The organism is Neorhizobium galegae, from assembly GCF_021391675.1.
Lineage (GTDB): Bacteria > Pseudomonadota > Alphaproteobacteria > Rhizobiales > Rhizobiaceae > Neorhizobium > Neorhizobium galegae_B.
Window position 1 is genome coordinate 1,697,121 of the sequence record NZ_CP090095.1, and the last position, 23,344, is coordinate 1,720,464.

The 23,344-nt window shown below is 59.8% G+C and carries 25 protein-coding genes and 1 pseudogene; 25 read left to right on the forward strand and 1 reads right to left on the reverse strand.

Translation table 11 applies throughout. The features are described from left to right. Nucleotides 1-73 precede the first annotated feature (73 nt). The 4 genes from rplJ (at nucleotide 74) to rpoC (ending at nucleotide 9,850) form a co-directional block, all read left to right on the forward strand. Nucleotides 74-631 carry a 50S ribosomal protein L10 gene (gene rplJ / locus LZK81_RS08500; protein WP_245363563.1) on the forward strand — a complete coding sequence of 186 codons (558 nt, stop codon included), beginning with the start codon at nucleotides 74-76 and terminating at the stop codon, nucleotides 629-631. A 60-nt stretch (nucleotides 632-691) separates the two neighbouring features. Beyond that, a complete protein-coding gene (gene rplL, locus LZK81_RS08505) occupies nucleotides 692-1,069 on the forward strand; it encodes a 50S ribosomal protein L7/L12 (protein ID WP_046605445.1) in 378 nt (125 codons plus the stop codon). Between the two features lie 248 nt (nucleotides 1,070-1,317). Further along, complete coding sequence (rpoB, locus tag LZK81_RS08510) at nucleotides 1,318-5,454, forward strand: DNA-directed RNA polymerase subunit beta (RefSeq protein WP_046605444.1); 4,137 nt, start codon at nucleotides 1,318-1,320, stop codon at nucleotides 5,452-5,454. Nucleotides 5,455-5,638: 184 nt separating this feature from the next. Beyond that, a complete protein-coding gene (rpoC, locus tag LZK81_RS08515; RefSeq protein WP_046605443.1) occupies nucleotides 5,639-9,850 on the forward strand; it encodes a DNA-directed RNA polymerase subunit beta' in 4,212 nt (1,403 codons plus the stop codon). 254 nt (nucleotides 9,851-10,104) lie between these two features. Here the strand turns inward: rpoC and LZK81_RS08520 are convergent, their stop codons facing one another. Further along, entirely contained in the window at nucleotides 10,105-10,398 is a 294-nt protein-coding gene (locus tag LZK81_RS08520; RefSeq protein ID WP_046605717.1) for a hypothetical protein, read from the reverse strand. A gap of 484 nt (nucleotides 10,399-10,882) precedes the next feature. Here LZK81_RS08520 and rpsL point away from each other — a divergent pair, with 484 nt between their 5' ends. The 21 genes and pseudogenes from rpsL to rplF all read left to right on the forward strand — a co-directional run bounded on the left by rpsL (nucleotide 10,883) and on the right by rplF (nucleotide 23,343). Further along, nucleotides 10,883-11,254 carry a 30S ribosomal protein S12 gene (gene rpsL, locus LZK81_RS08525; RefSeq protein WP_003547537.1) on the forward strand — a complete coding sequence of 124 codons (372 nt, stop codon included), beginning with the start codon at nucleotides 10,883-10,885 and terminating at the stop codon, nucleotides 11,252-11,254. 78 nt (nucleotides 11,255-11,332) lie between these two features. Continuing rightward, nucleotides 11,333-11,803, forward strand: coding sequence for a 30S ribosomal protein S7 (rpsG, locus tag LZK81_RS08530; protein ID WP_007755828.1), 471 nt, complete (start codon nucleotides 11,333-11,335; stop codon nucleotides 11,801-11,803). A gap of 33 nt (nucleotides 11,804-11,836) precedes the next feature. After that, complete coding sequence (gene fusA / locus LZK81_RS08535; RefSeq protein ID WP_046605442.1) at nucleotides 11,837-13,936, forward strand: elongation factor G; 2,100 nt, start codon at nucleotides 11,837-11,839, stop codon at nucleotides 13,934-13,936. A 66-nt stretch (nucleotides 13,937-14,002) separates the two neighbouring features. Beyond that, complete coding sequence (gene tuf, locus LZK81_RS08540) at nucleotides 14,003-15,178, forward strand: elongation factor Tu (RefSeq protein WP_105401079.1); 1,176 nt, start codon at nucleotides 14,003-14,005, stop codon at nucleotides 15,176-15,178. 263 nt (nucleotides 15,179-15,441) lie between these two features. Then, on the forward strand, nucleotides 15,442-15,750 hold the full coding sequence (rpsJ, locus tag LZK81_RS08545; RefSeq protein ID WP_003547547.1) for a 30S ribosomal protein S10: 309 nt from the start codon (nucleotides 15,442-15,444) through the stop codon (nucleotides 15,748-15,750). Between the two features lie 37 nt (nucleotides 15,751-15,787). After that, nucleotides 15,788-16,430: pseudogene (gene rplC, locus LZK81_RS08550) on the forward strand (50S ribosomal protein L3). 13 nt (nucleotides 16,431-16,443) lie between these two features. Next, nucleotides 16,444-17,064 carry a 50S ribosomal protein L4 gene (gene rplD / locus LZK81_RS08555; protein ID WP_037084733.1) on the forward strand — a complete coding sequence of 207 codons (621 nt, stop codon included), beginning with the start codon at nucleotides 16,444-16,446 and terminating at the stop codon, nucleotides 17,062-17,064. Then, a complete protein-coding gene (locus LZK81_RS08560) occupies nucleotides 17,061-17,354 on the forward strand; it encodes a 50S ribosomal protein L23 (protein WP_037084732.1) in 294 nt (97 codons plus the stop codon). The genes rplD and LZK81_RS08560 overlap by 4 nt, the downstream gene beginning before the upstream one ends. Nucleotides 17,355-17,365: 11 nt before the next feature. After that, entirely contained in the window at nucleotides 17,366-18,202 is an 837-nt protein-coding gene (rplB, locus tag LZK81_RS08565; protein ID WP_037084730.1) for a 50S ribosomal protein L2, read from the forward strand. 15 nt (nucleotides 18,203-18,217) lie between these two features. Beyond that, nucleotides 18,218-18,496, forward strand: a complete 279-nt coding sequence (rpsS, locus tag LZK81_RS08570) for a 30S ribosomal protein S19 (protein ID WP_007770151.1) — start codon at nucleotides 18,218-18,220, stop codon at nucleotides 18,494-18,496. A gap of 2 nt (nucleotides 18,497-18,498) precedes the next feature. Continuing rightward, nucleotides 18,499-18,888, forward strand: coding sequence for a 50S ribosomal protein L22 (rplV, locus tag LZK81_RS08575; protein ID WP_007770149.1), 390 nt, complete (start codon nucleotides 18,499-18,501; stop codon nucleotides 18,886-18,888). After that, complete coding sequence (gene rpsC, locus LZK81_RS08580) at nucleotides 18,888-19,628, forward strand: 30S ribosomal protein S3 (RefSeq protein WP_007770147.1); 741 nt, start codon at nucleotides 18,888-18,890, stop codon at nucleotides 19,626-19,628. The genes rplV and rpsC overlap by 1 nt, the downstream gene beginning before the upstream one ends. Nucleotides 19,629-19,666: 38 nt before the next feature. Then, nucleotides 19,667-20,080, forward strand: coding sequence for a 50S ribosomal protein L16 (gene rplP, locus LZK81_RS08585; protein WP_007770145.1), 414 nt, complete (start codon nucleotides 19,667-19,669; stop codon nucleotides 20,078-20,080). 12 nt (nucleotides 20,081-20,092) lie between these two features. Then, nucleotides 20,093-20,293 carry a 50S ribosomal protein L29 gene (gene rpmC, locus LZK81_RS08590; protein WP_046605441.1) on the forward strand — a complete coding sequence of 67 codons (201 nt, stop codon included), beginning with the start codon at nucleotides 20,093-20,095 and terminating at the stop codon, nucleotides 20,291-20,293. An 11-nt stretch (nucleotides 20,294-20,304) separates the two neighbouring features. After that, entirely contained in the window at nucleotides 20,305-20,541 is a 237-nt protein-coding gene (gene rpsQ, locus LZK81_RS08595; RefSeq protein WP_037084728.1) for a 30S ribosomal protein S17, read from the forward strand. Nucleotides 20,542-20,776: 235 nt separating this feature from the next. Next, complete coding sequence (gene rplN / locus LZK81_RS08600; protein ID WP_007770138.1) at nucleotides 20,777-21,145, forward strand: 50S ribosomal protein L14; 369 nt, start codon at nucleotides 20,777-20,779, stop codon at nucleotides 21,143-21,145. Nucleotides 21,146-21,157: 12 nt separating this feature from the next. Then, nucleotides 21,158-21,466 (forward strand): 50S ribosomal protein L24, encoded by a 309-nt coding sequence (gene rplX, locus LZK81_RS08605; RefSeq protein WP_038585844.1) that lies wholly within the window; start codon nucleotides 21,158-21,160, stop codon nucleotides 21,464-21,466. Then, on the forward strand, nucleotides 21,459-22,016 hold the full coding sequence (gene rplE, locus LZK81_RS08610) for a 50S ribosomal protein L5 (RefSeq protein ID WP_046605440.1): 558 nt from the start codon (nucleotides 21,459-21,461) through the stop codon (nucleotides 22,014-22,016). The genes rplX and rplE overlap by 8 nt, the downstream gene beginning before the upstream one ends. Before the next feature lie 33 nt (nucleotides 22,017-22,049). Next, the gene (gene rpsN / locus LZK81_RS08615; RefSeq protein WP_007770129.1) at nucleotides 22,050-22,355 is read left to right on the forward strand and encodes a 30S ribosomal protein S14; all 306 of its coding nucleotides are present in this window, start codon (nucleotides 22,050-22,052) and stop codon (nucleotides 22,353-22,355) included. A gap of 12 nt (nucleotides 22,356-22,367) precedes the next feature. Then, the gene (gene rpsH, locus LZK81_RS08620; RefSeq protein ID WP_038542158.1) at nucleotides 22,368-22,766 is read left to right on the forward strand and encodes a 30S ribosomal protein S8; all 399 of its coding nucleotides are present in this window, start codon (nucleotides 22,368-22,370) and stop codon (nucleotides 22,764-22,766) included. 43 nt (nucleotides 22,767-22,809) lie between these two features. After that, on the forward strand, nucleotides 22,810-23,343 hold the full coding sequence (rplF, locus tag LZK81_RS08625) for a 50S ribosomal protein L6 (RefSeq protein WP_038585850.1): 534 nt from the start codon (nucleotides 22,810-22,812) through the stop codon (nucleotides 23,341-23,343). Nucleotide 23,344: the final 1 nt, after the last annotated feature.

The following is a 23,344-nucleotide window of genomic DNA, read 5'->3' on the forward strand; positions in this document are numbered from 1 at the left end:
GGGACAGGATCCTCAAGCGTCGCTTGGGGTCCTAATCAAGGGATCCCTTGAGGCAAAGGCAACCCGATGGGGCCTGCAGGATTGCGGTCCCGTCAACTGGAGACAGACAGTGGAAAGAGCGGAAAAGCGCGAATTTGTCACGGAGCTGAACGAAGTCTTCAAGGCTTCTGGTTCGGTTGTCGTGGCCCACTATGCTGGTGTCACAGTTGCGCAGATGAACGATTTTCGTTCGAAGATGCGCGCTGCTGGCGGCACCGTCAAAGTCGCGAAGAACCGTCTGGCCAAGATCGCTCTTCAGGGTACGGAGTCGGAAGGGATGTCAAATCTCTTCAAGGGTCAGACGCTGATCGCATTCAGCGAAGACCCGGTAACGGCTCCGAAGGTCGTCATGGATTTCGCCAAGACCAATGACAAGATCATTGTTCTGGGTGGTTCCATGGGTGCAACCACGCTCACTGCGGATGCGGTCAAGTCGCTTGCGACCCTGCCTTCGCTGGACGAGCTTCGCGGCAAGCTGCTGGGCCTCTTGAATGCCCCGGCTACCCGCGTCGCTACGGTTGTTGCAGCACCGGCAAGCCAGCTTGCCCGCGTGTTCGCGGCCTACGCCAAGAAGGACGAGGAAGCCGCTTAAGGCGGTTTTTCGCTGTTCATACCCAAATCAAGTTCGAACCGAATATAAGGAACTATCAAAATGGCTGATCTCGCAAAGATCGTTGAAGACCTCTCTGCTCTGACCGTTCTGGAAGCTGCTGAGCTTTCCAAGCTGCTCGAAGAGAAGTGGGGCGTATCTGCAGCTGCTCCCGTAGCCGTTGCTGCTGCTGGCGGTGGCGCTGCTGCTGCCGTCGTTGAAGAAGAAAAGACCGAGTTCGACGTCATCCTCGTTGAGGCCGGCGCCAACAAGATCAACGTCATCAAGGAAGTCCGCGCCATCACCGGTCTCGGCCTCAAGGAAGCCAAGGACCTCGTCGAAGGCGCTCCGAAGGCTGTCAAGGAAGGCGTCAACAAGGTTGAAGCCGCTGATCTCAAGAAGAAGCTTGAGGACGCCGGCGCCAAGGTCGACGTTAAGTAATATCGGAATGCAGCGGGAGAGGTCTCCTCTCCCGCTGGTTTCCTCCGAACATATTACCCAGGAACCGTCAAAACGGTTCCTGGGTAATGGGTTCTCAAGAGGATGGTCCCGAATCGAACAGAAAAGGCAATCCGGCCTGGCGTGTTCGAGAGGTGGGACGAGATTGGGAATACCCATTGATCGACGGGATCGACTGGCCAGCGAACCCCGTCCGTTGCAGGCCCGGATGCAAGTTTGAAGGAGCGACGATGGCTCAGACCCTTTCCTTTAATGGTCGCAGGCGCGTACGCAAGTTTTTTGGAAAAATCCCCGAAGTCACGGAGATGCCGAACCTCATCGAGGTTCAGAAGGCATCCTATGACCAATTCCTGATGGTCGATGAACCGAAGGGCGGTCGTCCGGACGAAGGTCTGAACGCTGTCTTCCGGTCGGTCTTCCCGATCACCGATTTTTCCGGCGCCTCCATGCTCGAATTCGTGTCCTACGAATTCGAGCTGCCGAAGTTTGACGTGGAAGAATGCCGTCAGCGCGATCTGACCTATGCGGCGCCGCTGAAGGTGACGCTGCGCCTGATCGTGTTCGATATCGACGAGGATACGGGCGCAAAGTCGATCAAGGACATCAAGGAACAGTCGGTCTACATGGGCGACATGCCGCTCATGACCGACAACGGGACGTTCATCGTGAACGGCACCGAACGCGTCATCGTGTCCCAGATGCACCGTTCGCCGGGCGTCTTCTTCGACCACGACAAGGGCAAGAGCCATTCTTCCGGCAAGCTGCTCTTCGCAGCCCGCGTCATTCCGTATCGCGGTTCCTGGCTCGACATCGAATTCGACGCCAAGGACATCGTCTACGCCCGTATCGACCGCCGCCGTAAGATCCCCGTGACCTCGCTGCTGATGGCGCTTGGCATGGACGGCGAAGAAATCCTGTCGACCTTCTATACGAAGTCGTCCTATCAGCGCGACGGCGACGGCTGGCGGATTCCGTTCCAGCCGGAAACCCTGAAGGGTGCCAAGACCCTTTCCGACATGATCGACGCCGATACCGGCGAAGTGGTCGTCGAATCCGGCAAGAAGCTCACCCCGCGTCTTCTCCGTCAGCTGACGGACAAGGGCCTCAAGGCTCTGAAGGCGACCAATGACGACATCTACGGCAACTATCTTGCCGAAGACATCGTCAACGCGGCAACCGGCGAGATTTACCTCGAAGCCGGCGACGAGATCGACGAAAAGACCCTTCCGGTCATCCTCAACGCCGGTTTCGACGAGATCCCGGTTCTCGGCATCGACCATATCAATGTCGGCGCCTACATCCGCAACACGCTGTCGGCCGACAAGAACGAGAACCGTCAGGACGCTCTGTTCGACATCTACCGCGTCATGCGTCCGGGTGAACCGCCGACCATGGAATCGGCCGAAGCCATGTTCAACTCGCTGTTCTTCGATTCGGAGCGTTACGACCTCTCCGCCGTCGGCCGCGTCAAGATGAACATGCGCCTCGACCTCGAAGTCGCCGACACCGTCCGCACGCTCCGCAAGGACGACATCCTGGCCGTAGTCCGGATGCTGGTCGAACTGCGCGACGGCAAGGGCGAAATCGACGACATCGACAACCTCGGCAACCGCCGCGTCCGTTCTGTCGGCGAACTGATGGAAAATCAGTATCGCCTTGGCCTGCTCCGCATGGAGCGCGCCATCAAGGAACGCATGTCGTCGATCGAGATCGACACCGTCATGCCGCAGGACCTGATCAACGCGAAGCCGGCAGCAGCCGCGGTTCGTGAATTCTTCGGTTCCTCGCAGCTGTCGCAGTTCATGGACCAGGTGAACCCGCTTTCGGAAATCACTCACAAGCGCCGTCTTTCGGCACTTGGCCCGGGTGGTCTGACCCGCGAGCGCGCCGGCTTCGAAGTCCGCGACGTTCACCCGACCCATTACGGCCGTATTTGCCCGATCGAAACGCCGGAAGGCCCGAACATCGGTCTGATCAACTCGCTCGCGACCTTTGCCCGCGTCAACAAGTACGGCTTCATCGAAAGCCCGTACCGCAAGATCATCGACGGCATCGTGACGAAGGAAGTGCTTTACCTCTCCGCTATGGAAGAGGCGAAGTATTACGTCGCACAGGCGAACGCCGAACTGGATAAGAACGGCTCTTTCGTGGAAGAGTTCGTGGTCTGCCGTCATGCCGGCGAAGTCATGCTGTCCCCGCGCGACACCATCAACCTGATGGACGTTTCGCCGAAGCAGCTCGTTTCGGTCGCGGCCGCTCTGATCCCGTTCCTGGAAAACGACGACGCCAACCGCGCTCTGATGGGCTCGAACATGCAGCGTCAGGCCGTGCCGCTGGTACGTGCTGAAGCTCCGTTCGTCGGCACCGGCATGGAACCGGTCGTCGCTCGCGACTCCGGTGCAGCGATTGCTGCCCGCCGTGGCGGCGTTGTCGACCAGGTCGATGCGACGCGTATCGTTATCCGCGCCACCGAAGACCTCGATCCGTCGAAGTCGGGCGTCGATATCTATCGTCTGCAGAAGTTCCAGCGTTCGAACCAGAACACCTGCGTAAACCAGCGTCCGCTGGTCGCCGTCGGTGACATCCTGAACAAGGGCGACATCATCGCCGACGGCCCGTCGACGGACCTCGGTGACTTGGCGCTCGGCCGCAACGCGCTCGTCGCGTTCATGCCCTGGAACGGCTACAACTACGAAGACTCGATCCTGCTCTCCGAGCGCATCGTGTCGGACGACGTGTTTACCTCCATCCACATCGAAGAATTCGAAGTGATGGCGCGTGACACCAAGCTTGGTCCGGAAGAAATCACGCGCGACATTCCGAACGTTTCGGAAGAAGCGCTGAAGAACCTCGATGAAGCCGGCATCGTCTACATCGGCGCCGAAGTTCAGCCGGGCGACATCCTCGTCGGCAAGATCACACCGAAGGGCGAAAGCCCGATGACGCCGGAAGAAAAGCTTCTGCGCGCCATCTTCGGTGAAAAGGCCTCCGACGTTCGCGACACTTCCATGCGCATGCCCCCGGGCACGTTCGGCACGGTCGTCGAAGTCCGCGTCTTCAACCGTCACGGTGTGGAGAAGGACGAACGCGCCATGGCGATCGAGCGTGAGGAAATCGAACGCCTCGCCAAGGACCGCGACGACGAACAGGCAATCCTCGACCGCAACGTCTATGGCCGTCTGACGGACATGCTGCGCGGCCAGATGTCGGTTGCCGGTCCGAAGGGCTTCAAGAAGGGCATCGAGCTCACCAACGCCGTCATCTCCGAATATCCCCGCTCGCAGTGGTGGATGTTCGCAGTCGAGGACGAAAAGGTGCAGGGCGAAGTCGAAGCGCTCCGCGGCCAGTACGACGAATCCAAGTCGCGCCTTGAACAGCGCTTCATGGACAAGGTCGAAAAGGTCCAGCGCGGCGACGAAATGCCTCCGGGCGTGATGAAGATGGTCAAGGTCTTCGTCGCTGTGAAGCGCAAGATCCAGCCGGGCGACAAGATGGCCGGCCGTCACGGCAACAAGGGCGTCGTGTCGCGCATCGTTCCGGTCGAGGACATGCCGTTCCTCGAAGACGGCACGCATGTCGACATCGTTCTGAACCCGCTCGGCGTGCCTTCGCGCATGAACGTCGGCCAGATCCTCGAGACGCACCTGGCCTGGGCTTGCGCCGGCATGGGCAAGCGTATCGGTGCGCTGCTCGAAGAGTACCGGAAGTCGAACGACATCACGGACCTGAAGAAAGAGCTGACCGAAGCCTATCAGAGTGAGGCAAACGCCGAAGTTGCCAGCTTCGACGACGACTCCCTGGTTCGTCTGGCCGAGCAGTCCAAGCGTGGTCTGTCGATTGCGACACCGGTCTTCGACGGCGCGCATGAGCCGGACGTCGCAGCGATGCTGACCAAGGCGGGCCTCGATCCGTCCGGTCAGTCGGTCCTCTATGACGGCCGTACCGGTGAGCAGTTCGACCGCAAGGTGACTGTCGGCTACATGTACATGATCAAGCTGAACCACCTTGTGGACGACAAGATCCACGCGCGTTCGATTGGTCCGTACTCGCTGGTTACCCAGCAGCCGCTCGGTGGCAAGGCGCAGTTCGGCGGCCAGCGCTTCGGCGAAATGGAAGTCTGGGCGCTCGAAGCCTACGGCGCCGCCTACACGCTGCAGGAAATGCTGACCGTGAAGTCGGACGACGTGGCTGGCCGTACCAAGGTCTACGAAGCGATCGTGCGCGGCGACGACACGTTCGAGGCAGGCATTCCGGAGAGCTTCAACGTTCTCGTCAAGGAAATGCGCTCTCTCGGCCTGTCCGTCGAGCTCGAGAACTCGAAGATCGACGACGCGAACGTCGGCCAGCTGCCCGACGCAGCCGAATGATCATAATAAGGCGCGCGCCGATTGAAGGCGCGCGCTGCTCCCTCCGCCGGATCCGCCGGCAGGATAGGGAAACTTTCGCCGCATTTCGCGGCTAATACCGTTTTAAAGCATCGGACGGTCCGCCCCGGGAATTTGGGCTGTTCCGATCGCAAGCCGAGGGCTTCCGCCCCTAAAGGAGATAGGCATGAACCAAGAGGTCATGAATCTTTTCAATCCGCAGGTGCCTGCACAGCACTTCGACTCGATCCGTATCTCGATCGCGTCTCCGGAGAAGATTCTCTCCTGGTCCTACGGCGAGATCAAAAAGCCGGAGACCATCAACTACCGTACCTTCAAGCCGGAACGCGACGGCCTTTTCTGCGCCCGCATCTTCGGGCCGATCAAGGACTACGAGTGCCTGTGCGGCAAGTACAAGCGCATGAAGTACAAGGGCATCATCTGCGAAAAGTGCGGCGTCGAAGTCACGCTGTCGCGCGTTCGCCGTGAGCGCATGGGCCATATCGAGCTCGCTGCTCCCGTCGCCCATATCTGGTTCCTGAAGTCGCTTCCGTCGCGTATCTCGACCCTTCTCGACATGACGCTGAAGGATGTCGAGCGCGTTCTCTATTTCGAGAACTACATCGTCACTGAGCCGGGCCTCACCTCGCTCAAGGAAAACCAGCTTCTTTCCGAAGAAGAATACATGATCGCCGTCGACGAGTTCGGCGAAGATCAGTTCACGGCGATGATCGGCGCCGAGGCCATCTACGAGATGCTGGCTTCGATGAATCTCGAAAAGATCGCCGGCGACCTGCGTTCGGAACTTGCCGACACCACGTCGGATCTGAAGCAGAAGAAGCTGATGAAGCGCCTGAAGATCGTCGAGAACTTCATGGAGTCGGGCAACCGTCCGGAATGGATGATCATGAAGGTCGTCCCGGTCATCCCGCCGGACCTGCGCCCGCTGGTTCCGCTCGATGGCGGCCGCTTTGCGACCTCCGACCTGAACGATCTCTATCGTCGCGTCATCAACCGTAACAACCGTCTGAAGCGCCTGATCGAACTGCGCGCTCCGGGCATCATCATCCGCAACGAAAAGCGCATGCTGCAGGAATCTGTGGACGCGCTGTTCGACAACGGCCGTCGTGGCCGCGTCATCACCGGCGCCAACAAGCGTCCGCTGAAGTCGCTGTCCGACATGCTGAAGGGCAAGCAGGGCCGCTTCCGCCAGAACCTTCTCGGCAAGCGCGTCGACTATTCCGGCCGTTCGGTCATCGTGACCGGTCCGGAACTGAAGTTGCACCAGTGCGGCCTGCCGAAGAAGATGGCGCTCGAACTGTTCAAGCCGTTCATCTACGCCCGCCTCGACGCCAAGGGTTACTCCTCGACCGTCAAGCAGGCCAAGAAGCTGGTTGAAAAGGAAAAGCCGGAAGTCTGGGATATCCTCGACGAGGTCATCCGCGAGCATCCGGTTCTCCTGAACCGCGCACCGACGCTGCACCGCCTGGGCATCCAGGCCTTCGAACCGATCCTGGTCGAAGGCAAGGCTATCCAGCTGCATCCGCTCGTCTGCACGGCCTTCAACGCCGACTTCGACGGTGACCAGATGGCCGTTCACGTGCCGCTGTCGCTCGAAGCCCAGCTCGAAGCCCGCGTGCTGATGATGTCGACGAACAACATCCTGCATCCGGCCAACGGCGCACCGATCATCGTTCCGTCGCAGGACATGGTTCTCGGTCTCTACTATCTGGCGATCATGAACCAGAACGAGCCGGGCGAAGGCATGGCCTTCTCCGACATGGGCGAACTGCACCACGCTCTGGAAAACAAGATCGTCACCCTGCATGCCAAGATCCGCGGCCGCTTCAAGACCGTGGACGCCGAAGGCAAGCCGGTTTCCAAGATCTATGAGACGACCCCCGGCCGCATGATCATCGGCGAACTTCTGCCGAAGAACGTCAACGTGCCGTTCGAGACCTGCAACCAGGAAATGACCAAGAAGAACATCTCCAAGATGATCGACACGGTCTACCGTCACTGCGGTCAGAAGGACACGGTGATCTTCTGCGACCGCATCATGCAGCTCGGCTTCACGCATGCGTGCAAGGCCGGCATTTCGTTCGGCAAGGACGACATGATCATTCCTGAAACCAAGGCCAAGATCGTTGGCGACACCGAAACCCTGGTGAAGGAATACGAGCAGCAGTACAACGACGGCCTGATCACTCAGGGCGAGAAGTACAACAAGGTCGTCGACGCCTGGGGCAAGGCCACCGAAAAGGTTGCAGAAGACATGATGGCCCGCATTAAGGCTGTCGAGTTCGATCCTGAAACCGGCCGCCAGAAGCAGATGAACGCCATCTACATGATGTCCCACTCGGGTGCCCGTGGTTCTCCGAACCAGATGCGCCAGCTGGGCGGCATGCGTGGCCTGATGGCCAAGCCGTCGGGCGAGATCATCGAAACGCCGATCATCTCGAACTTCAAGGAAGGCCTGACCGTTAACGAGTACTTCAACTCGACCCACGGTGCCCGTAAGGGTCTCGCAGACACCGCCTTGAAGACCGCGAACTCCGGTTACCTGACACGTCGTCTCGTCGACGTGGCGCAGGACTGCATCGTCAACCTGGTCGATTGCGGCACCGAGAGCGGCCTCACCATGACGGCGATCGTTGACGCCGGCCAGGTCGTGGCTTCCATCGGCGCTCGCGTCCTTGGCCGTACCGCACTCGACGATATCGATCACCCGGTCACGGGTGCCCGCATCGTCGACGCCGGCAAGATGATCCTCGAGCCGGACGTCATCGAGATCGAAAAGGCTGGTATCCAGTCGATCCGCATCCGTTCGGCACTGACCTGCGAAGTTCAGACGGGCGTCTGCTCGGTCTGCTACGGCCGAGATCTGGCCCGTGGTACTCCGGTCAACATGGGAGAAGCCGTCGGCGTCATCGCGGCTCAGTCGATCGGCGAGCCGGGAACCCAGCTCACCATGCGTACCTTCCACTTGGGCGGTACGGCAAACGTGGTCGACCAGTCGTTCCTGGAAGCGTCCTACGAAGGCACGATCCAGATCAAGAACCGCAACATGCTGCGGAACTCCGAAGGCGTTCTCGTCGCGATGGGCCGCAACATGGCGGTCACCATCCTTGACGAGCGCGGCGTCGAGCGTTCCTCGCAGCGCGTCGCCTACGGTTCGAAGCTGTTCGTGGATGATGGCGACAAGGTTCGTCGCGGTCAGCGTCTGGCAGAGTGGGATCCCTACACACGCCCGATGATGACGGAAGTGGAAGGTACGGTTTACTTCGAAGACGTGGTCGACTCGATCTCGGTTTCGGAATCCACCGACGAATCCACCGGCATCACCAAGCGTCAGGTTATCGACTGGCGTTCGACGCCGCGTGGCATCGACCTGAAGCCGGCGATCGTCATCAAGGACGCTTCGGGCACCATCCTGAAGCTTGCCCGCGGTGGCGAAGCCCGCTTCAACCTGTCGGTCGACGCCATCCTGTCGGTCGAGCCGGGCAGCAAGGTATCGCAGGGCGACGTTCTCGCCCGCGTGCCGCTGGAAAGCGCCAAGACCAAGGACATCACCGGTGGTCTGCCGCGCGTCGCCGAGCTCTTCGAAGCCCGTCGTCCGAAGGATCACGCCATCATCGCTGAGATCGATGGTACGATCCGCCTCGGCCGCGACTACAAGAACAAGCGTCGCGTCATGATCGAGCCGGCGGAAGACGGTGTCGAACCGGTCGAATACCTGATCCCGAAGGGCAAGCCGTTCCATCTTCAGGAAGGCGACTACATCGAAAAGGGCGACTACATCCTCGACGGCAATCCGGCACCCCACGACATCCTGGCGATCAAGGGCGTGGAAGCACTCGCTTCCTACCTCGTCAACGAAATCCAGGAAGTCTACCGCCTGCAGGGCGTTGTCATCAATGACAAGCACATCGAGGTGATTGTCCGTCAGATGCTGCAGAAGGTCGAGATCACCGATGCCGGCGACAGCCAGTATATCGTCGGTGACAATGTCGACCGGATCGAACTGGACGAAGCCAACGAGCGTCTTGCCGAAGAAGGCAAGAAGCCCGCTTACGGCGAACCGGTTCTGCTCGGCATCACCAAGGCGTCGCTGCAGACCCCGTCCTTCATCTCGGCCGCTTCCTTCCAGGAAACGACCAAGGTGCTGACGGAAGCTGCGATCGCCGGCAAGACCGACACGCTGCAGGGCCTGAAGGAAAACGTCATCGTCGGCCGTCTCATCCCGGCCGGTACGGGCGGCACCATGACTCAGATCCGCCGCATCGCCACCTCGCGCGACGAGCTCATCCTGGAAGAACGCAAGAAGGGTTCGGGCGCATCGTCCGCCACCCCGATGCTTCAGGACCTCGCCGGCGAAAAGGCTCCGGCTGCCGAGTAATCCGGCTGCTGCCGATTGAACATCAAAAACCGCCCGGAGCGATCCGGGCGGTTTTTTTGTTTCACGCGGCGAGGGGACCGAACATCAAAAAAGCCGCCGAGACTTTTCGGCGGCTTCGTGCATGCTTTGGCGAAACGTGGGCGCTTCGCCGCGGGTGAGGTTAGGGAGAGCCAAGCGAACGGAATGGGTCCGCACTCTTGCAGGCCGCCGGTGGAGAAAGAGGCAAGGGCAGCCCGCCTCTTTATCGATCGAGACTACTCGAACCGGATGATCGCCACTTCGCCTTCGAGCGCGCCCTGGTAGGCCGAGGCATGCGGTTCTTCGGTCGGCTCGTCGGTCAGGACGCCGATCTGGTCGAGGTCGGCCTCGATGAAGCCTTCTTCCGAGAGGGCGTTGAGCGCCTCGCGCACGGCGGAATCGTCGTCCGGCGCGCGCAGCATGATATGCAGCTCGATGCCTTCGGTGCCCTTCGTCTCATAGCCCTTGCCGATGATGATGAAGACCATCGGCCCGTCGAGGTTGTTGTCATTGTCGGGTGTGGCGATCATGGTCATCTCCGCGAGCGAATCCCTAGTATCGTCCGAAGACGAGGCGGAACGGAAGGTTCCCGCACTCTTTAGTGCGATCAGCGATGATTCCCAAACATTATCCGCGAGGGCATGTCATATTTCTGGAAACCCCGTCTCGAAACCCTCCGTTTGGCCCCGAAACCAAGGGTTTGGGGCAATAATTTAGGATTTGGTCTTGACGGGCAGGGGGGAAAACAGTACACGCCCCGCATCGGAAGCGATGTGAGGCTTGCCCGTTCGGAACGACTCGTTCCGGAGTACGCCTCAGACACGGTTCCATACGCACGTTGAAGACACGAATGCTGCACGCACGACGCATGAGGAATGCGTCCTCTGCTTTTTGTGGTCCATCCGAAAAGCGGATCGGGCCACGTTTTGCGCATGAGGAAATGTGTGTGCCGCCGCCGGAAACGGCATCAGATCGGCCCGAAAGGGTACTGAGAAAAACGTAAGGGATGGTTGAATGCCTACCGTAAACCAGCTGATCCGCAAGCCTCGCCAGGCGAACGTAAAGCGTAACAAGGTTCCTGCTCTGCAGGAAAACCCCCAGAAGCGCGGCGTTTGCACCCGCGTTTACACGACGACCCCGAAGAAGCCGAACTCGGCTCTGCGTAAGGTTGCCAAGATCCGCCTGACCAACGGCTTCGAAGTCATCGGCTATATCCCGGGTGAAGGCCACAACCTGCAGGAACACTCCGTCGTGATGATCCGCGGCGGCCGCGTCAAGGACTTGCCGGGCGTTCGTTACCACATCATCCGCGGCGTTCTCGACACCCAGGGCGTCAAGAACCGCAAGCAGCGCCGTTCCAAGTACGGTGCGAAGCGTCCGAAGTAATTCGGCATTCTGATTATCCGGCGCTGCGCGAGGTTCTCCGCGTGGTAAAGCGCCCGCAACAATTGAGAGACGAGAAGTATGTCCCGACGCCATAGTGCAGAGAAGCGTGAGATCAACCCGGACCCGAAGTTCGGCGATCTGGTCGTCACGAAGTTCATGAATGCGATCATGCTCCACGGCAAGAAGTCCGTGGCTGAAAACATCGTTTACGGCGCGTTCGACGTCGTGCAGGGCAAGGCCAAGGCCGACCCGCTGGGTATCTTCCATTCGGCGCTCGACAATGTCGCGCCGCATGTCGAAGTTCGTTCGCGCCGCGTTGGTGGTGCGACCTACCAGGTTCCGGTCGACGTTCGTCCCGAGCGCCGTCAGGCTCTCGCGATCCGTTGGGTGATCGCTGCTGCCCGCAAGCGCAACGAAACGACGATGGTCGATCGCCTTTCCGGTGAACTCATGGATGCTGCAAACAACCGTGGCAGCGCCGTCAAGAAGCGTGAAGACACGCACAAGATGGCCGACGCCAACCGCGCATTCTCGCATTACCGTTGGTAATCTTCACTCGATCGAATTTCGAAAGGCAGTCCTATGGCTCGCGAATATAAAATCGAAGACTACCGCAATTTCGGTATCATGGCGCATATCGACGCCGGCAAGACCACGACCACCGAGCGTATTCTTTATTACACCGGCAAGTCGCACAAGATCGGCGAAGTTCACGACGGCGCAGCCACGATGGACTGGATGGAGCAGGAGCAGGAGCGTGGCATCACGATCACTTCCGCTGCGACCACGACCTTCTGGAAGGGCCGCGACGGCAAGATGCGTCGCTTCAACATCATCGACACCCCCGGCCACGTCGACTTCACCATCGAAGTCGAACGTTCGCTGCGTGTGCTCGACGGTGCGGTTGCTCTTCTCGACGCCAATGCCGGCGTTGAGCCGCAGACGGAAACCGTCTGGCGTCAGGCCGACAAGTACAACGTTCCGCGCCTGATCTTCTGCAACAAGATGGACAAGACCGGCGCCGATTTCTATCGCTCGGTCGAGATGATCAAGACGCGCCTCGGCGCGACTGCGGTTGTCTGCCAGTTGCCGATCGGTGCCGAAACCGAGTTCAAGGGCATCGTCGATCTGATCGAGATGAACGCTCTCGTCTGGCGCGACGAGTCGCTCGGCGCCCAGTGGGACGTCGTCGAAATCCCGGAAGACCTCAAGGAACGCGCTGAAGAGTTCCGCGAAAAGATGATCGAGACGATCGTCGACATCGACGAAGAAGCCATGGAAAACTATCTGAACGGCGTCATGCCGGACAACGATAAGATCCGTGCGCTCATCCGTCGCGGCACCATCGACGTCAAGTTCTTCCCGATGTTCTGCGGTTCCGCCTTCAAGAACAAGGGCGTTCAGCCGCTCCTCGACGCCGTTGTCGAATTCCTGCCGTCCCCGGCGGATATTCCGGCGATCAAGGGCATCGACGTCAAGACCGAAGCCGAAATCGACCGTCATCCCGATGACACCGAGCCGCTTTCCATGCTGGCGTTCAAGATCATGAACGACCCCTTCGTCGGTTCGCTGACCTTCTGCCGTATCTATTCGGGCAAGCTCGAAAAGGGTTCTGCGCTGCTGAACACGGTCAAGGAAAAGCGCGAGCGCGTCGGCCGCATGCTGCAGATGCACTCGAACTCCCGTGAAGACATCGAAGAAGCTTTCGCCGGCGACATCGTCGCTCTCGCAGGCCTCAAGGAAACCACCACGGGCGACACGCTCTGCGATCCGCTGAAGCCGGTCATCCTCGAGCGCATGGAATTCCCCGAGCCGGTCATCCAGATCGCCATCGAGCCGAAGTCCAAGGGCGACCAGGAAAAGATGGGCCTCGCGCTCAACCGCCTGGCTGCCGAAGACCCGTCCTTCCGCGTCAAGACCGACGAGGAATCCGGCCAGACGATCATCGCCGGCATGGGTGAACTTCACCTCGACATTCTCGTCGACCGCATGCGTCGCGAGTTCAAGGTCGAAGCCACCGTCGGTGCTCCGCAGGTTGCTTATCGCGAAACCATCACGCGTAAGCACGAAGAGGATTACACGCACAAGAAGCAGTCCGGTGGTACCGGCCAGTTCGCGCGCGTCAAGATCGTCTTCGAACCGAACCCGGATGGCGATGACTTCAAGTTCGAGTCCAAGATCGTCGGTGGTTCTGTTCCGAAGGAATACATCCCGGGCGTCCAGAAGGGCATCGAAAGCGTCCTGTCTTCCGGCCCGCTGGCTGGCTTCCCGATGCTGGGCGTCAAGGCGACCCTCATCGACGGCGCCTTCCACGACGTCGACTCGTCGGTTCTGGCATTCGAAATCGCCTCCCGCGCCTGCTTCCGTGAAGCAGCCAAGAAGGCCGGTGCACAGCTCCTCGAGCCGATGATGAAGGTCGAAGTCGTCACTCCGGAAGATTACGTCGGTGACGTCATCGGTGACCTGAACTCCCGTCGCGGCCAGATCCAGGGCCAGGAATCGCGCGGCATCGCCGTGGTGATCAACGCCCACGTGCCGCTCGCGAACATGTTCAAGTACGTCGACAACCTGCGCTCCATGTCCCAGGGCCGCGCGCAGTACTCGATGACCTTCGATCACTACGCACCGGTTCCGACCAACGTCGCAAACGAAATCCAGGCTAAGTACTCCGGTCAGAAGTGACCGGGGTAACCCGCCCAATCAATTAGAGAATAACCCCTGACGGGGATAAGAACGGAGAAGCCGGAAATGGCAAAGAGCAAGTTTGAGCGCAACAAGCCGCACGTCAACATTGGCACGATCGGTCACGTTGACCATGGCAAGACGTCGCTGACGGCCGCGATCACGAAGTACTTCGGCGAGTACAAGGCCTATGACCAGATCGACGCGGCTCCTGAAGAAAAGGCACGCGGCATCACCATTTCGACGGCGCACGTCGAATACGAGACGCCGGCCCGCCATTATGCCCACGTCGACTGCCCCGGCCACGCCGACTACGTCAAGAACATGATCACCGGTGCTGCGCAGATGGACGGCGCGATCCTGGTTTGCTCGGCTGCCGACGGCCCGATGCCGCAGACCCGCGAGCACATCCTGCTCGCCCGTCAGGTCGGCGTTCCGGCGATCGTGGTGTTTTTGAACAAGGTCGACCAGGTCGACGACGCCGAGCTTCTCGAGCTCGTCGAGCTGGAAGTGCGCGAACTTCTGACCTCTTACGATTTCCCGGGCGACGACATCCCGATCATCAAGGGTTCGGCGCTGGCCGCTCTTGAAGATTCGGACAAGAAGATCGGCGAAGATTCGATCCGCGAGCTGATGGCCGCCGTCGACGCCTACATCCCGACGCCTGAGCGCCCGATCAACCTGCCGTTCCTGCTGCCGATCGAAGACGTGTTCTCGATCTCGGGCCGTGGTACGGTCGTGACCGGCCGCGTCGAGCGTGGCATCGTCAAGGTTGGCGAAGAAGTCGAGATCGTCGGCATCCGCGCCACCACCAAGACGACGGTGACCGGCGTTGAAATGTTCCGCAAGCTGCTCGACCAGGGCCAGGCCGGCGACAACATCGGCGCGCTGATCCGTGGCGTCCAGCGTGACGGCGTCGAGCGTGGCCAGATCCTGTGCAAGCCGGGTTCGGTCAAGCCGCACACGGTGTTCATGGCAGAAGCCTACATCCTGACGAAGGAAGAAGGCGGTCGTCATACGCCGTTCTTCACCAACTACCGTCCGCAGTTCTACTTCCGCACGACGGACGTGACCGGCATCGTTGAGCTTCCAGAAGGCACGGAAATGGTCATGCCGGGCGACAACGTGACTGTTAAGGTCACGCTGATCAACCCGATCGCGATGGAAGAAAAGCTGCGCTTCGCAATCCGCGAAGGCGGCCGCACCGTCGGCGCCGGTATCGTCGCCTCGATCGTCGAGTAAGTTTTAACGCAGGCGGCCTTGGCCGCTTGCGTATGACACAAAAATGTAGCAAATGGCGCGCGAGCGTGATTTGCCCTCTGCTTCGGGTTCGAGGCAGGCAATGAACAGACAAGGTGGGCCGAAGGCCCGAAGACTGGAAAGGGACGCCGTATCCTCGGTGTCCCCTTCGATCTTTGAAACCGGTGGTCCGCCTTAAGGTAAGAGAACAACCCGTGCCCTATTGGGTTGGCACGTGGATAAACAGACAACAAGGATAACGTCGAATGAACGGCCAAAATATCCGCATTCGCCTGAAGGCGTTCGATCACCGCATTCTCGACGCGTCGACGCGCGAGATCGTGTCGACGGCGAAGCGCACCGGCGCAAGCGTCCGGGGCCCCGTTCCGCTTCCGACCCGCATCGAGAAGTTTACGGTTAACAGGTCCCCCCACATCGACAAGAAGAGCCGCGAGCAGTTCGAGATGCGCACGCATAAGCGCCTTCTCGATATCGTTGACCCGACACCGCAGACGGTGGACGCGCTGATGAAGCTCGACCTCGCCGCTGGTGTCGATGTTGAGATCAAGCTCTGAGACTTCTGTCTCGAGCTGAGTGAGAAGGATTGAACCGATGCGTTCAGGTGTAATTGCACAGAAGGTGGGAATGACGCGCGTCTACAACGACGCAGGCGAGCATGTCCCTGTAACCGTATTGCGGTTGGAAAACTGCCAGGTCGTGGCTCAGCGCACCGTAGACAAGAATGGCTACACTGCCGTTCAGCTGGGTGCCGGCACTGCCAAGGTAAAGAACACGACCAAGGCGCTGCGCGGCCATTTCGCCGTCGCCGAAGTCGAGCCGAAGGCGAAGCTCGTCGAGTTTCGCGTTTCCGAAGACAATCTGATCGACGTCGGCACCGAGCTGACGGCAGGTCACTTCACGGCGGGTCAGCTGGTGGACGTCACCGGTACCTCGATCGGTAAGGGTTTCGCCGGCGCCATGAAGCGCCATAACTTCTGGTGGTCTCCGCGCCACGCACGGTGTGTCCGTTTCGCACCGTTCGCATGGTTCGACTGGTAACAACCAGGATCCGGGCAAGGTCTGGAAGGGCAAGCGCATGGCTGGTCACATGGGCCAGACGCGTATCACCACCCAGAACCTCGAAGTCGTTTCCACCGACGAGAACCGTGGCCTGATCCTCGTCAAGGGTGCCGTTCCCGGCTCCAAGGGCGCTTGGATCGTCGTTCGCGATGCCGTCAAGTCGGCCGCGAAGTAAGGGAGCCAAGCACATGGAATTTAACGTCAAGACCCTCGAGGGAAAAGACGCCGGCAAGGTAGCCCTGTCGGACGAGATTTTCGGCCTCGATCCCCGCGAAGACATTCTGGCCCGTATGGTTCGTTGGCAGCTCGCCAAGAAGCAGCAGGGCACGCACAAGACCAAGGGTCGTGCTGAAGTCTCCCGCACCGGCGCCAAGATGTACAAGCAGAAGGGTACGGGCCGCGCTCGTCACCATTCGGCTCGCGCTCCGCAGTTCCGCGGCGGCGGCAAGGCTCACGGCCCGGTCGTTCGCAGCCACGAGCATGACCTTCCGAAGAAGGTTCGCGCGCTGGCTCTCCGTCACGCCCTCTCTGCAAAGATGAAGGCTGAAGACATCATCATCGTCGACAACCTGGTTGCCGCCGAAGCAAAGACCAAGGCGCTTGCCGGTTCGTTCGCTTCGCTCGGCCTCACCAACGTGTTGTTCATCGGCGGCGTTGAGCTCGACAGCAACTTCAAGCTCGCAGCCCAGAACATCCCGAACGTCGATGTTCTGCCGGTTCAGGGCATCAATGTTTACGACATCCTGCGTCGCGGCAAGCTGGTGCTTTCCAAGGCTGCGGTGGAAGCTCTAGAGGAGCGTTTCAAGTGACCGACATTCGCCACTATGATGTGATCGTATCTCCCTCGATCACCGAAAAGTCGACCATGGCATCTGAACAGAACCAGGTCGTCTTCAACGTTGCCAAGACTGCTTCCAAGCCGGAAATCAAGGCTGCCGTAGAGGCGCTGTTCGGTGTGAAGGTCACGGCCGTCAACACGCTTGTCCGCAAGGGCAAGGTGAAGCGGTTCCGCGGCTTCATCGGTAAGCAGAAGGACGTCAAGAAGGCTGTCGTCACCCTGGCCGAAGGTCAGACGATCGACGTCTCCACCGGTCTCTGAGGTATAAGATAATGGCATTGAAAAGCTACAACCCGACGACCCCGAGCCAGCGTCAGCTGGTCATCGTCGACCGGTCCGGCCTCTGGAAGGGCAAGCCCGTCAAGAAGCTCACCGAGGGTCTCTCCAAGAGCGGCGGCCGCAACAACTACGGCCGCATCACCGCCCGCTTCATCGGCGGCGGTCACAAGCGGACCTATCGCCTGATCGACTTCAAGCGTCGCAAGTTCGACGTTGAAGGCACGGTCGAGCGTCTGGAATACGACCCGAACCGTACGGCCTTCATCGCTCTCGTCACCTATACCGACGGCGAGCAGGCCTACATCCTGGCTCCGCAGCGTCTCGCTGCCGGCGACAAGGTGATCGCGTCCGAAAAGGCCGTCGACGTAAAGCCCGGCAACACCATGCCGCTGCAGTACATCCCGGTCGGTTCGATCGTGCACAACGTCGAAATGAAGCCGGGCAAGGGTGGCCAGATGGCTCGCTCCGCCGGCACCTACGTTCAGCTCGTCGGCCGCGATGCCGGCATGGCGATCCTGCGCCTCAACTCCGGCGAACAGCGCCTCGTACCGGGCTCCTGCCTGGCTTCGATCGGTGCGGTTTCCAACCCGGATCACGGCAACATCAACGACGGCAAGGCCGGTCGTACCGTCTGGCGCGGCAAGCGTCCGCATAACCGCGGCGTCGTCATGAACCCGGTCGACCATCCGCACGGCGGTGGTGAAGGCCGCACCTCGGGTGGCCGTCATCCGGTCAGCCCCTGGGGCAAGCCGACCAAGGGCAAGCGCACACGTTCGAACAAGTCCACGGACAAGTTCATCATGCGTTCGCGCCACCAGCGCAAGAAGTAAGAGAGGAAGTCACTAATGGCTCGTTCAGTATGGAAAGGTCCGTTTGTTGACGGCTATCTTCTCAAGAAGGCTGAGAAGGTGCGCGAAGGCGGACGGAGTGAAGTAATCAAGATGTGGACCCGTCGGTCCACCATCCTGCCGCAGTTCGTTGGCTTGACGTTCGGCGTCTACAACGGCAGCAAGCACATTCCGGTCAGCGTCAACGAAGACATGGTCGGACACAAGTTCGGTGAATTCGCTCCCACCCGTACCTATTACGGTCACGGCGCGGACAAGAAGGCGAAGAGGAAGTAATCATGGCGAAGGCTAAGACCGAACGCCGGCTGAAGGATAACGAGGCGCAGGCAGTTGCGCGTACGCTCCGCGTCAGCCCCCAGAAGCTGAACCTCGTTGCCGCCATGATCCGCGGCAAGAAGGTAGAACGCGCGCTTGCAGAACTCGAATTCTCGCGCAAGCGCATCGCCGGCACGGTGAAGAAGACCCTCGAGTCTGCAATCGCCAATGCCGAAAACAACCATGACCTCGACGTCGACGCGTTGATCGTTTCGGAAGCCTATGTAGGCAAGTCGATCGTGATGAAGCGCTTCCACGCTCGCGGCCGCGGCCGGGCATCGCGGATCGAGAAGCCTTTCTCGCATCTGACGATCGTCGTCCGCGAAGTCGAGGAAAAAGGGGAGGCTGCATAATGGGCCAGAAAATTAATCCGATCGGTTTCCGCCTCGGAATTAACCGCACCTGGGACAGCCGTTGGTTCGCCGACAACGCGGAATACGGTCAGCTCCTCCATGAGGACCTGAAGATCCGCGCCTACCTGATGTCGGAACTGAAGCAGGCCGGTATCGCCAAGGTGGTCATCGAGCGTCCGCACAAGAAGTGCCGCGTCACGATCCACTCGGCTCGCCCGGGCCTGATCATCGGCAAGAAGGGCGCTGACATCGAGAAGCTTCGCAAGAAGATCGCGACGATGACCAATTCGGAAACGCATCTCAACATCGTTGAAGTGCGCAAGCCGGAAATCGACTCGACGCTCGTCGCCCAGTCGATCGCCCAGCAGCTCGAGCGTCGCGTGGCCTTCCGCCGTGCGATGAAGCGTGCCGTTCAGTCGGCCATGCGTCTCGGTGCCGAAGGCATCAAGATCACCTGCGCCGGCCGTCTCGGCGGTGCTGAAATCGCCCGTACCGAATGGTACCGCGAAGGTCGCGTTCCGCTCCATACGCTGCGTGCAGACATCGACTACGGTACGGCGGAAGCCGAAACCGCATTCGGCATCTGCGGCATCAAGGTCTGGATCTTCAAGGGCGAAATCCTTGAGCACGATCCGATGGCTTCTGAACGTCGCGCCATGGAAGGCGATGCCCAGGGTCCCGCAAGCCGCGAACGCGGCGATCGTGGTGACCGTGGCGATCGCCGCCGCGAAAACGCTTGATCAACGCTGGCGAAAGATAAGCTCGGAGAAGTAAGAAAATGTTGCAGCCAAAGCGTACCAAGTACCGCAAGCAGTTCAAGGGTCGCATCAAGGGTGTGGCCAAGGGCGGCTTCGACCTGGCCTTCGGTGAATTTGGTCTGAAGTCCCAGGAACCCAACCGCGTCAACGCCCGCGAGATTGAAGCGGCCCGCCGCGCGATCACCCGCGCGATGAAGCGCGCCGGCCGTGTCTGGATCCGCGTGTTCCCGGACGTTCCGGTCACCGCAAAGCCGACCGAAGTCCGCATGGGTAAGGGTAAGGGCGGCGTCGAATACTGGGCCTGCAAGGTCAAGCCCGGTCGCATGATGTTCGAGATCGACGGTGTTTCCGAGGAGCTCGCCCGCGAGGCGCTTCGTCTCGGTGCTGCCAAGCTCTCGGTCAAGACGCGCTTCGTACAGCGCATCGCAGAGTAAGGAGCAAGGCACATGAAAGCCGAAAACGTTCGCGGCCTCACGGCCGATCAGCTCAAGGACAAGCTCGCCGACCTGAAGAAAGAGCAGTTCAACCTGCGCTTCCAGAAGGCAACCGGCCAGCTCGAGAAGTCCTCGCGCATCACCGAAGTTCGCAAGGACATCGCCCGCGTGAAAACCATTGCCCGCCAGAAGGCGGCAGAAGCCAAGGCCTAAGGAAAAATAATATGCCGAAACGCATTCTGCAGGGCGTCGTAGTTTCCGACAAGAACGAGAAGACCGTTGTTGTCCGGGTCGAGCGCCGCTTCGCGCATCCGCTGCTTCAGAAGACGGTCCGCCGTTCCAAGAAGTACAAGGCGCATGACGAGAACAACCAGTACAAGGTAGGTGACGTCGTTTCCATCGAGGAATGCGCGCCGATCTCCAAGGACAAGACCTGGACGGTCGTTTCCGCCCAGGCTTAATTTGCTTCGGATCCGCGTCTGGGCCTTGCGCCCGGCGCAGAATCCTGTAAGAAGCACCCCACTGGCGCAGGACGCTCGGAAACGAGCGTTCTTTTGCTTTGAGCGCAGGGAAGGTCCTTTTAAGGAAACCACCTTGGCAAGACCCCACCCGCGCACAACGAGATTCTGTCCATAAGCCGAAACGGGGCGTTTTTAGCGCCCGGTCGTTCCGGTCATTAGAAAAAGGCGACCTGACATGATTCAGATGCAAACAAACCTCGACGTGGCGGATAATTCCGGCGCACGTCGTGTCATGTGCATCAAGGTGCTGGGCGGCTCCAAGCGCAAGTACGCTTCCATCGGCGACATCATTGTCGTTTCGATCAAGGAAGCCATCCCGCGCGGCCGCGTCAAGAAGGGTGACGTGATGAAGGCGGTTGTTGTGCGTACCGCCAAGGACATCCGTCGTCCGGACGGCAGCGTCATCCGCTTCGACAACAACGCAGCGGTCCTCATCGACAACAAGAAAGAGCCGATCGGCACCCGTATCTTCGGACCGGTTCCGCGCGAACTTCGCGCCAAGAACCATATGAAGATCATCTCGCTGGCTCCGGAAGTACTGTAAGGAGCTCATGCGATGAACAAGATCAAGAAGGGCGACAGCGTCGTCGTACTCGCCGGCAAGGACAAGGGTCGCTCCGGCGAAGTCCTTCAGGTTATGCCGAAGGAAGACCGCGCCGTCGTGCGTGGCATCAACATGGTGAAGCGCCACCAGCGTCAGTCTCAGACGCAGGAAGCCGGCATCATCAACAAGGAAGCGTCCATTCACCTGTCGAACATCGCGATCGTCGCGAAAGACGGCAAGCCGACCCGCGTTGGCTTCTCCGTCGTCGACGGCAAGAAGGTGCGTGTAGCCAAGCGTACGGGAGATGTGATCGATGGCTGAGGCAAAGTATGAGCCGCGGCTCAAGGTGGAATACAATTCCCGTATCCGCGCCGCACTGAAGGAACAGTTCTCCTTCGCAAACGACATGATGATCCCCAAGCTGGACAAGATCGTCATCAACATGGGTGTCGGCGAAGCGACGGCTGACTCGAAGAAGCCTTCCGTGGCTGCCGCCGACCTGGCCGCCATTGCCGGCCAGAAGCCGATCATCACCAAGGCACGGAATTCCATCGCGGGCTTCAAGGTTCGCGAATTCATGCCGATCGGTGCAAAGGTTACGCTTCGCGGCGCCCGCATGTACGAATTCATGGACCGTCTGATCAACATCGCGCTTCCGCGCGTTCGCGACTTTCGTGGCTTGAACCCGAAAAGCTTTGACGGCCGTGGCAACTTCGCCATGGGCATCAAGGAGCACATTGTGTTCCCAGAGATCAACTACGACAAGGTTGATCAGATGTGGGGCATGGACATCATCGTTTGCACGACGGCTACCAAGGACGACGAAGCACGGGCTCTCTTGAAAGAGTTCAACTTCCCGTTCCGCCAGTAACCGTAACGACGAGCGTTTAGAAGGAACTCCCATATGGCGAAAACCAGCGCAGTTGAAAAGAACAAGCGCCGCCGCAAGACAGTTGCCAACCAGGCCGCCAAGCGTGCGACCCTGAAGGCAACCATCATGAACCAGGAACTTTCGATCGAAGAACGGTTCAAGGCAACCCTGAAGCTCGCTTCTCTGCCGCGCGATGGCTCGAAGACGCGTATCCGCAACCGTTGCGAAGTCACCGGTCGCCCGCGCGCTTTCTATCGCAAGCTCAGGATGTCGCGTATCGCGCTTCGTGAGCTCGGCAATCTCGGCAAGGTGCCGGGCATCGTCAAGTCGAGCTGGTAAGGAGATCGTTAGATGACCATGACTGATCCCTTGGGCGATATGCTCACCCGTATCCGCAACGGCGCAGCCCGCCGCAAGTCGACCGTTTCCACGCCTGCTTCCAAGCTGCGTGCTCGCGTCCTCGACGTTCTGCAGGCTGAAGGCTATATCCGCGGTTATTCGGAAATCGACTTCGGTAACGGCAAGGCCGAGATCGAAATCGAACTCAAGTACTACGAAGGCGCGTCGGTGATCCGTGAGATCGGCCGCGTGTCCAAGCCGGGCCGCCGGGTCTATGTCTCGGTAAAGTCCATTCCGCAGGTCGCGAACGGCCTCGGCATCACCATCCTTTCGACTCCGAAGGGCGTGATGGCCGATCACCAGGCTCGCGAACAGAACGTTGGTGGCGAGGTTCTCTGCTCTGTCTTCTAAGACAGGGTAGGGGAACTCCATAGCGAACAGACAGGATTGAAACATGTCTCGTATCGGTAAAAAGCCCGTTCAGGTTCCTGCAGGGATCACGGCCACTGTTGATGGCCAGAAAGTGACTGCCAAGGGCCCGAAGGGTGAGCTTTTCTTCGTCGCAAACGACGAAATCAAGCTGGAACTCGAAAACAATGCTGTCTCGGTGACCCCGGTCAACGACAGCAAGGATGCTCGTTCGAAGTGGGGCATGTCCCGCACGATGATCGAAAACATCTTCAAGGGTGTGAAGGACGGTTTCGAGCGCAAGCTTGAAATCAACGGCGTTGGTTACCGCGCATCTCTGCAGGGCAAGAACCTGCAGCTGGCTCTCGGCTTTTCCCACGACGTGGTCTATCAGACCCCGGAAGGCATCACCATTGCCGTGCCGAAGCCGACGGAAATCATCGTCACCGGCATCAATAAGCAGCAGGTCGGTCAGGTTGCCGCGGAGATCCGTGAATACCGCGGTCCAGAGCCCTACAAGGGCAAAGGCGTCAAGTACGCTGAGGAACGGATCGTCCGCAAGGAAGGCAAGAAGAAGTAAG

Bases quoted from the DNA above. Each gene is read 5' to 3' on its own strand.
- tuf (WP_105401079.1), top strand. From the start codon at position 14,003: ATGGCAAAGAGCAAGTTTGAGCGCAACAAGCCGCACGTCAACATTGGC.
- rpsG (WP_007755828.1), top strand. From the start codon at position 11,333: ATGTCCCGACGCCATAGTGCAGAGAAGCGTGAGATCAACCCGGACCCG.
- rplN (WP_007770138.1), top strand. From the start codon at position 20,777: ATGATTCAGATGCAAACAAACCTCGACGTGGCGGATAATTCCGGCGCA.
- rpsL (WP_003547537.1), top strand. From the start codon at position 10,883: ATGCCTACCGTAAACCAGCTGATCCGCAAGCCTCGCCAGGCGAACGTA.
- rpsN (WP_007770129.1), top strand. From the start codon at position 22,050: ATGGCGAAAACCAGCGCAGTTGAAAAGAACAAGCGCCGCCGCAAGACA.
- rplL (WP_046605445.1), top strand. From the start codon at position 692: ATGGCTGATCTCGCAAAGATCGTTGAAGACCTCTCTGCTCTGACCGTT.
- rplD (WP_037084733.1), top strand. From the start codon at position 16,444: ATGGAATTTAACGTCAAGACCCTCGAGGGAAAAGACGCCGGCAAGGTA.
- rplF (WP_038585850.1), top strand. From the start codon at position 22,810: ATGTCTCGTATCGGTAAAAAGCCCGTTCAGGTTCCTGCAGGGATCACG.
- LZK81_RS08520 (WP_046605717.1), bottom strand. From the start codon at position 10,398: ATGATCGCCACACCCGACAATGACAACAACCTCGACGGGCCGATGGTC.
- rpsH (WP_038542158.1), top strand. From the start codon at position 22,368: ATGACCATGACTGATCCCTTGGGCGATATGCTCACCCGTATCCGCAAC.
- rplX (WP_038585844.1), top strand. From the start codon at position 21,158: ATGAACAAGATCAAGAAGGGCGACAGCGTCGTCGTACTCGCCGGCAAG.
- rpsS (WP_007770151.1), top strand. From the start codon at position 18,218: ATGGCTCGTTCAGTATGGAAAGGTCCGTTTGTTGACGGCTATCTTCTC.
- rplP (WP_007770145.1), top strand. From the start codon at position 19,667: ATGTTGCAGCCAAAGCGTACCAAGTACCGCAAGCAGTTCAAGGGTCGC.
- rpoC (WP_046605443.1), top strand. From the start codon at position 5,639: ATGAACCAAGAGGTCATGAATCTTTTCAATCCGCAGGTGCCTGCACAG.
- rplV (WP_007770149.1), top strand. From the start codon at position 18,499: ATGGCGAAGGCTAAGACCGAACGCCGGCTGAAGGATAACGAGGCGCAG.
- rpsJ (WP_003547547.1), top strand. From the start codon at position 15,442: ATGAACGGCCAAAATATCCGCATTCGCCTGAAGGCGTTCGATCACCGC.
- rpsC (WP_007770147.1), top strand. From the start codon at position 18,888: ATGGGCCAGAAAATTAATCCGATCGGTTTCCGCCTCGGAATTAACCGC.
- rpmC (WP_046605441.1), top strand. From the start codon at position 20,093: ATGAAAGCCGAAAACGTTCGCGGCCTCACGGCCGATCAGCTCAAGGAC.
- rpsQ (WP_037084728.1), top strand. From the start codon at position 20,305: ATGCCGAAACGCATTCTGCAGGGCGTCGTAGTTTCCGACAAGAACGAG.
- fusA (WP_046605442.1), top strand. From the start codon at position 11,837: ATGGCTCGCGAATATAAAATCGAAGACTACCGCAATTTCGGTATCATG.
- rplE (WP_046605440.1), top strand. From the start codon at position 21,459: ATGGCTGAGGCAAAGTATGAGCCGCGGCTCAAGGTGGAATACAATTCC.
- rplB (WP_037084730.1), top strand. From the start codon at position 17,366: ATGGCATTGAAAAGCTACAACCCGACGACCCCGAGCCAGCGTCAGCTG.
- rpoB (WP_046605444.1), top strand. From the start codon at position 1,318: ATGGCTCAGACCCTTTCCTTTAATGGTCGCAGGCGCGTACGCAAGTTT.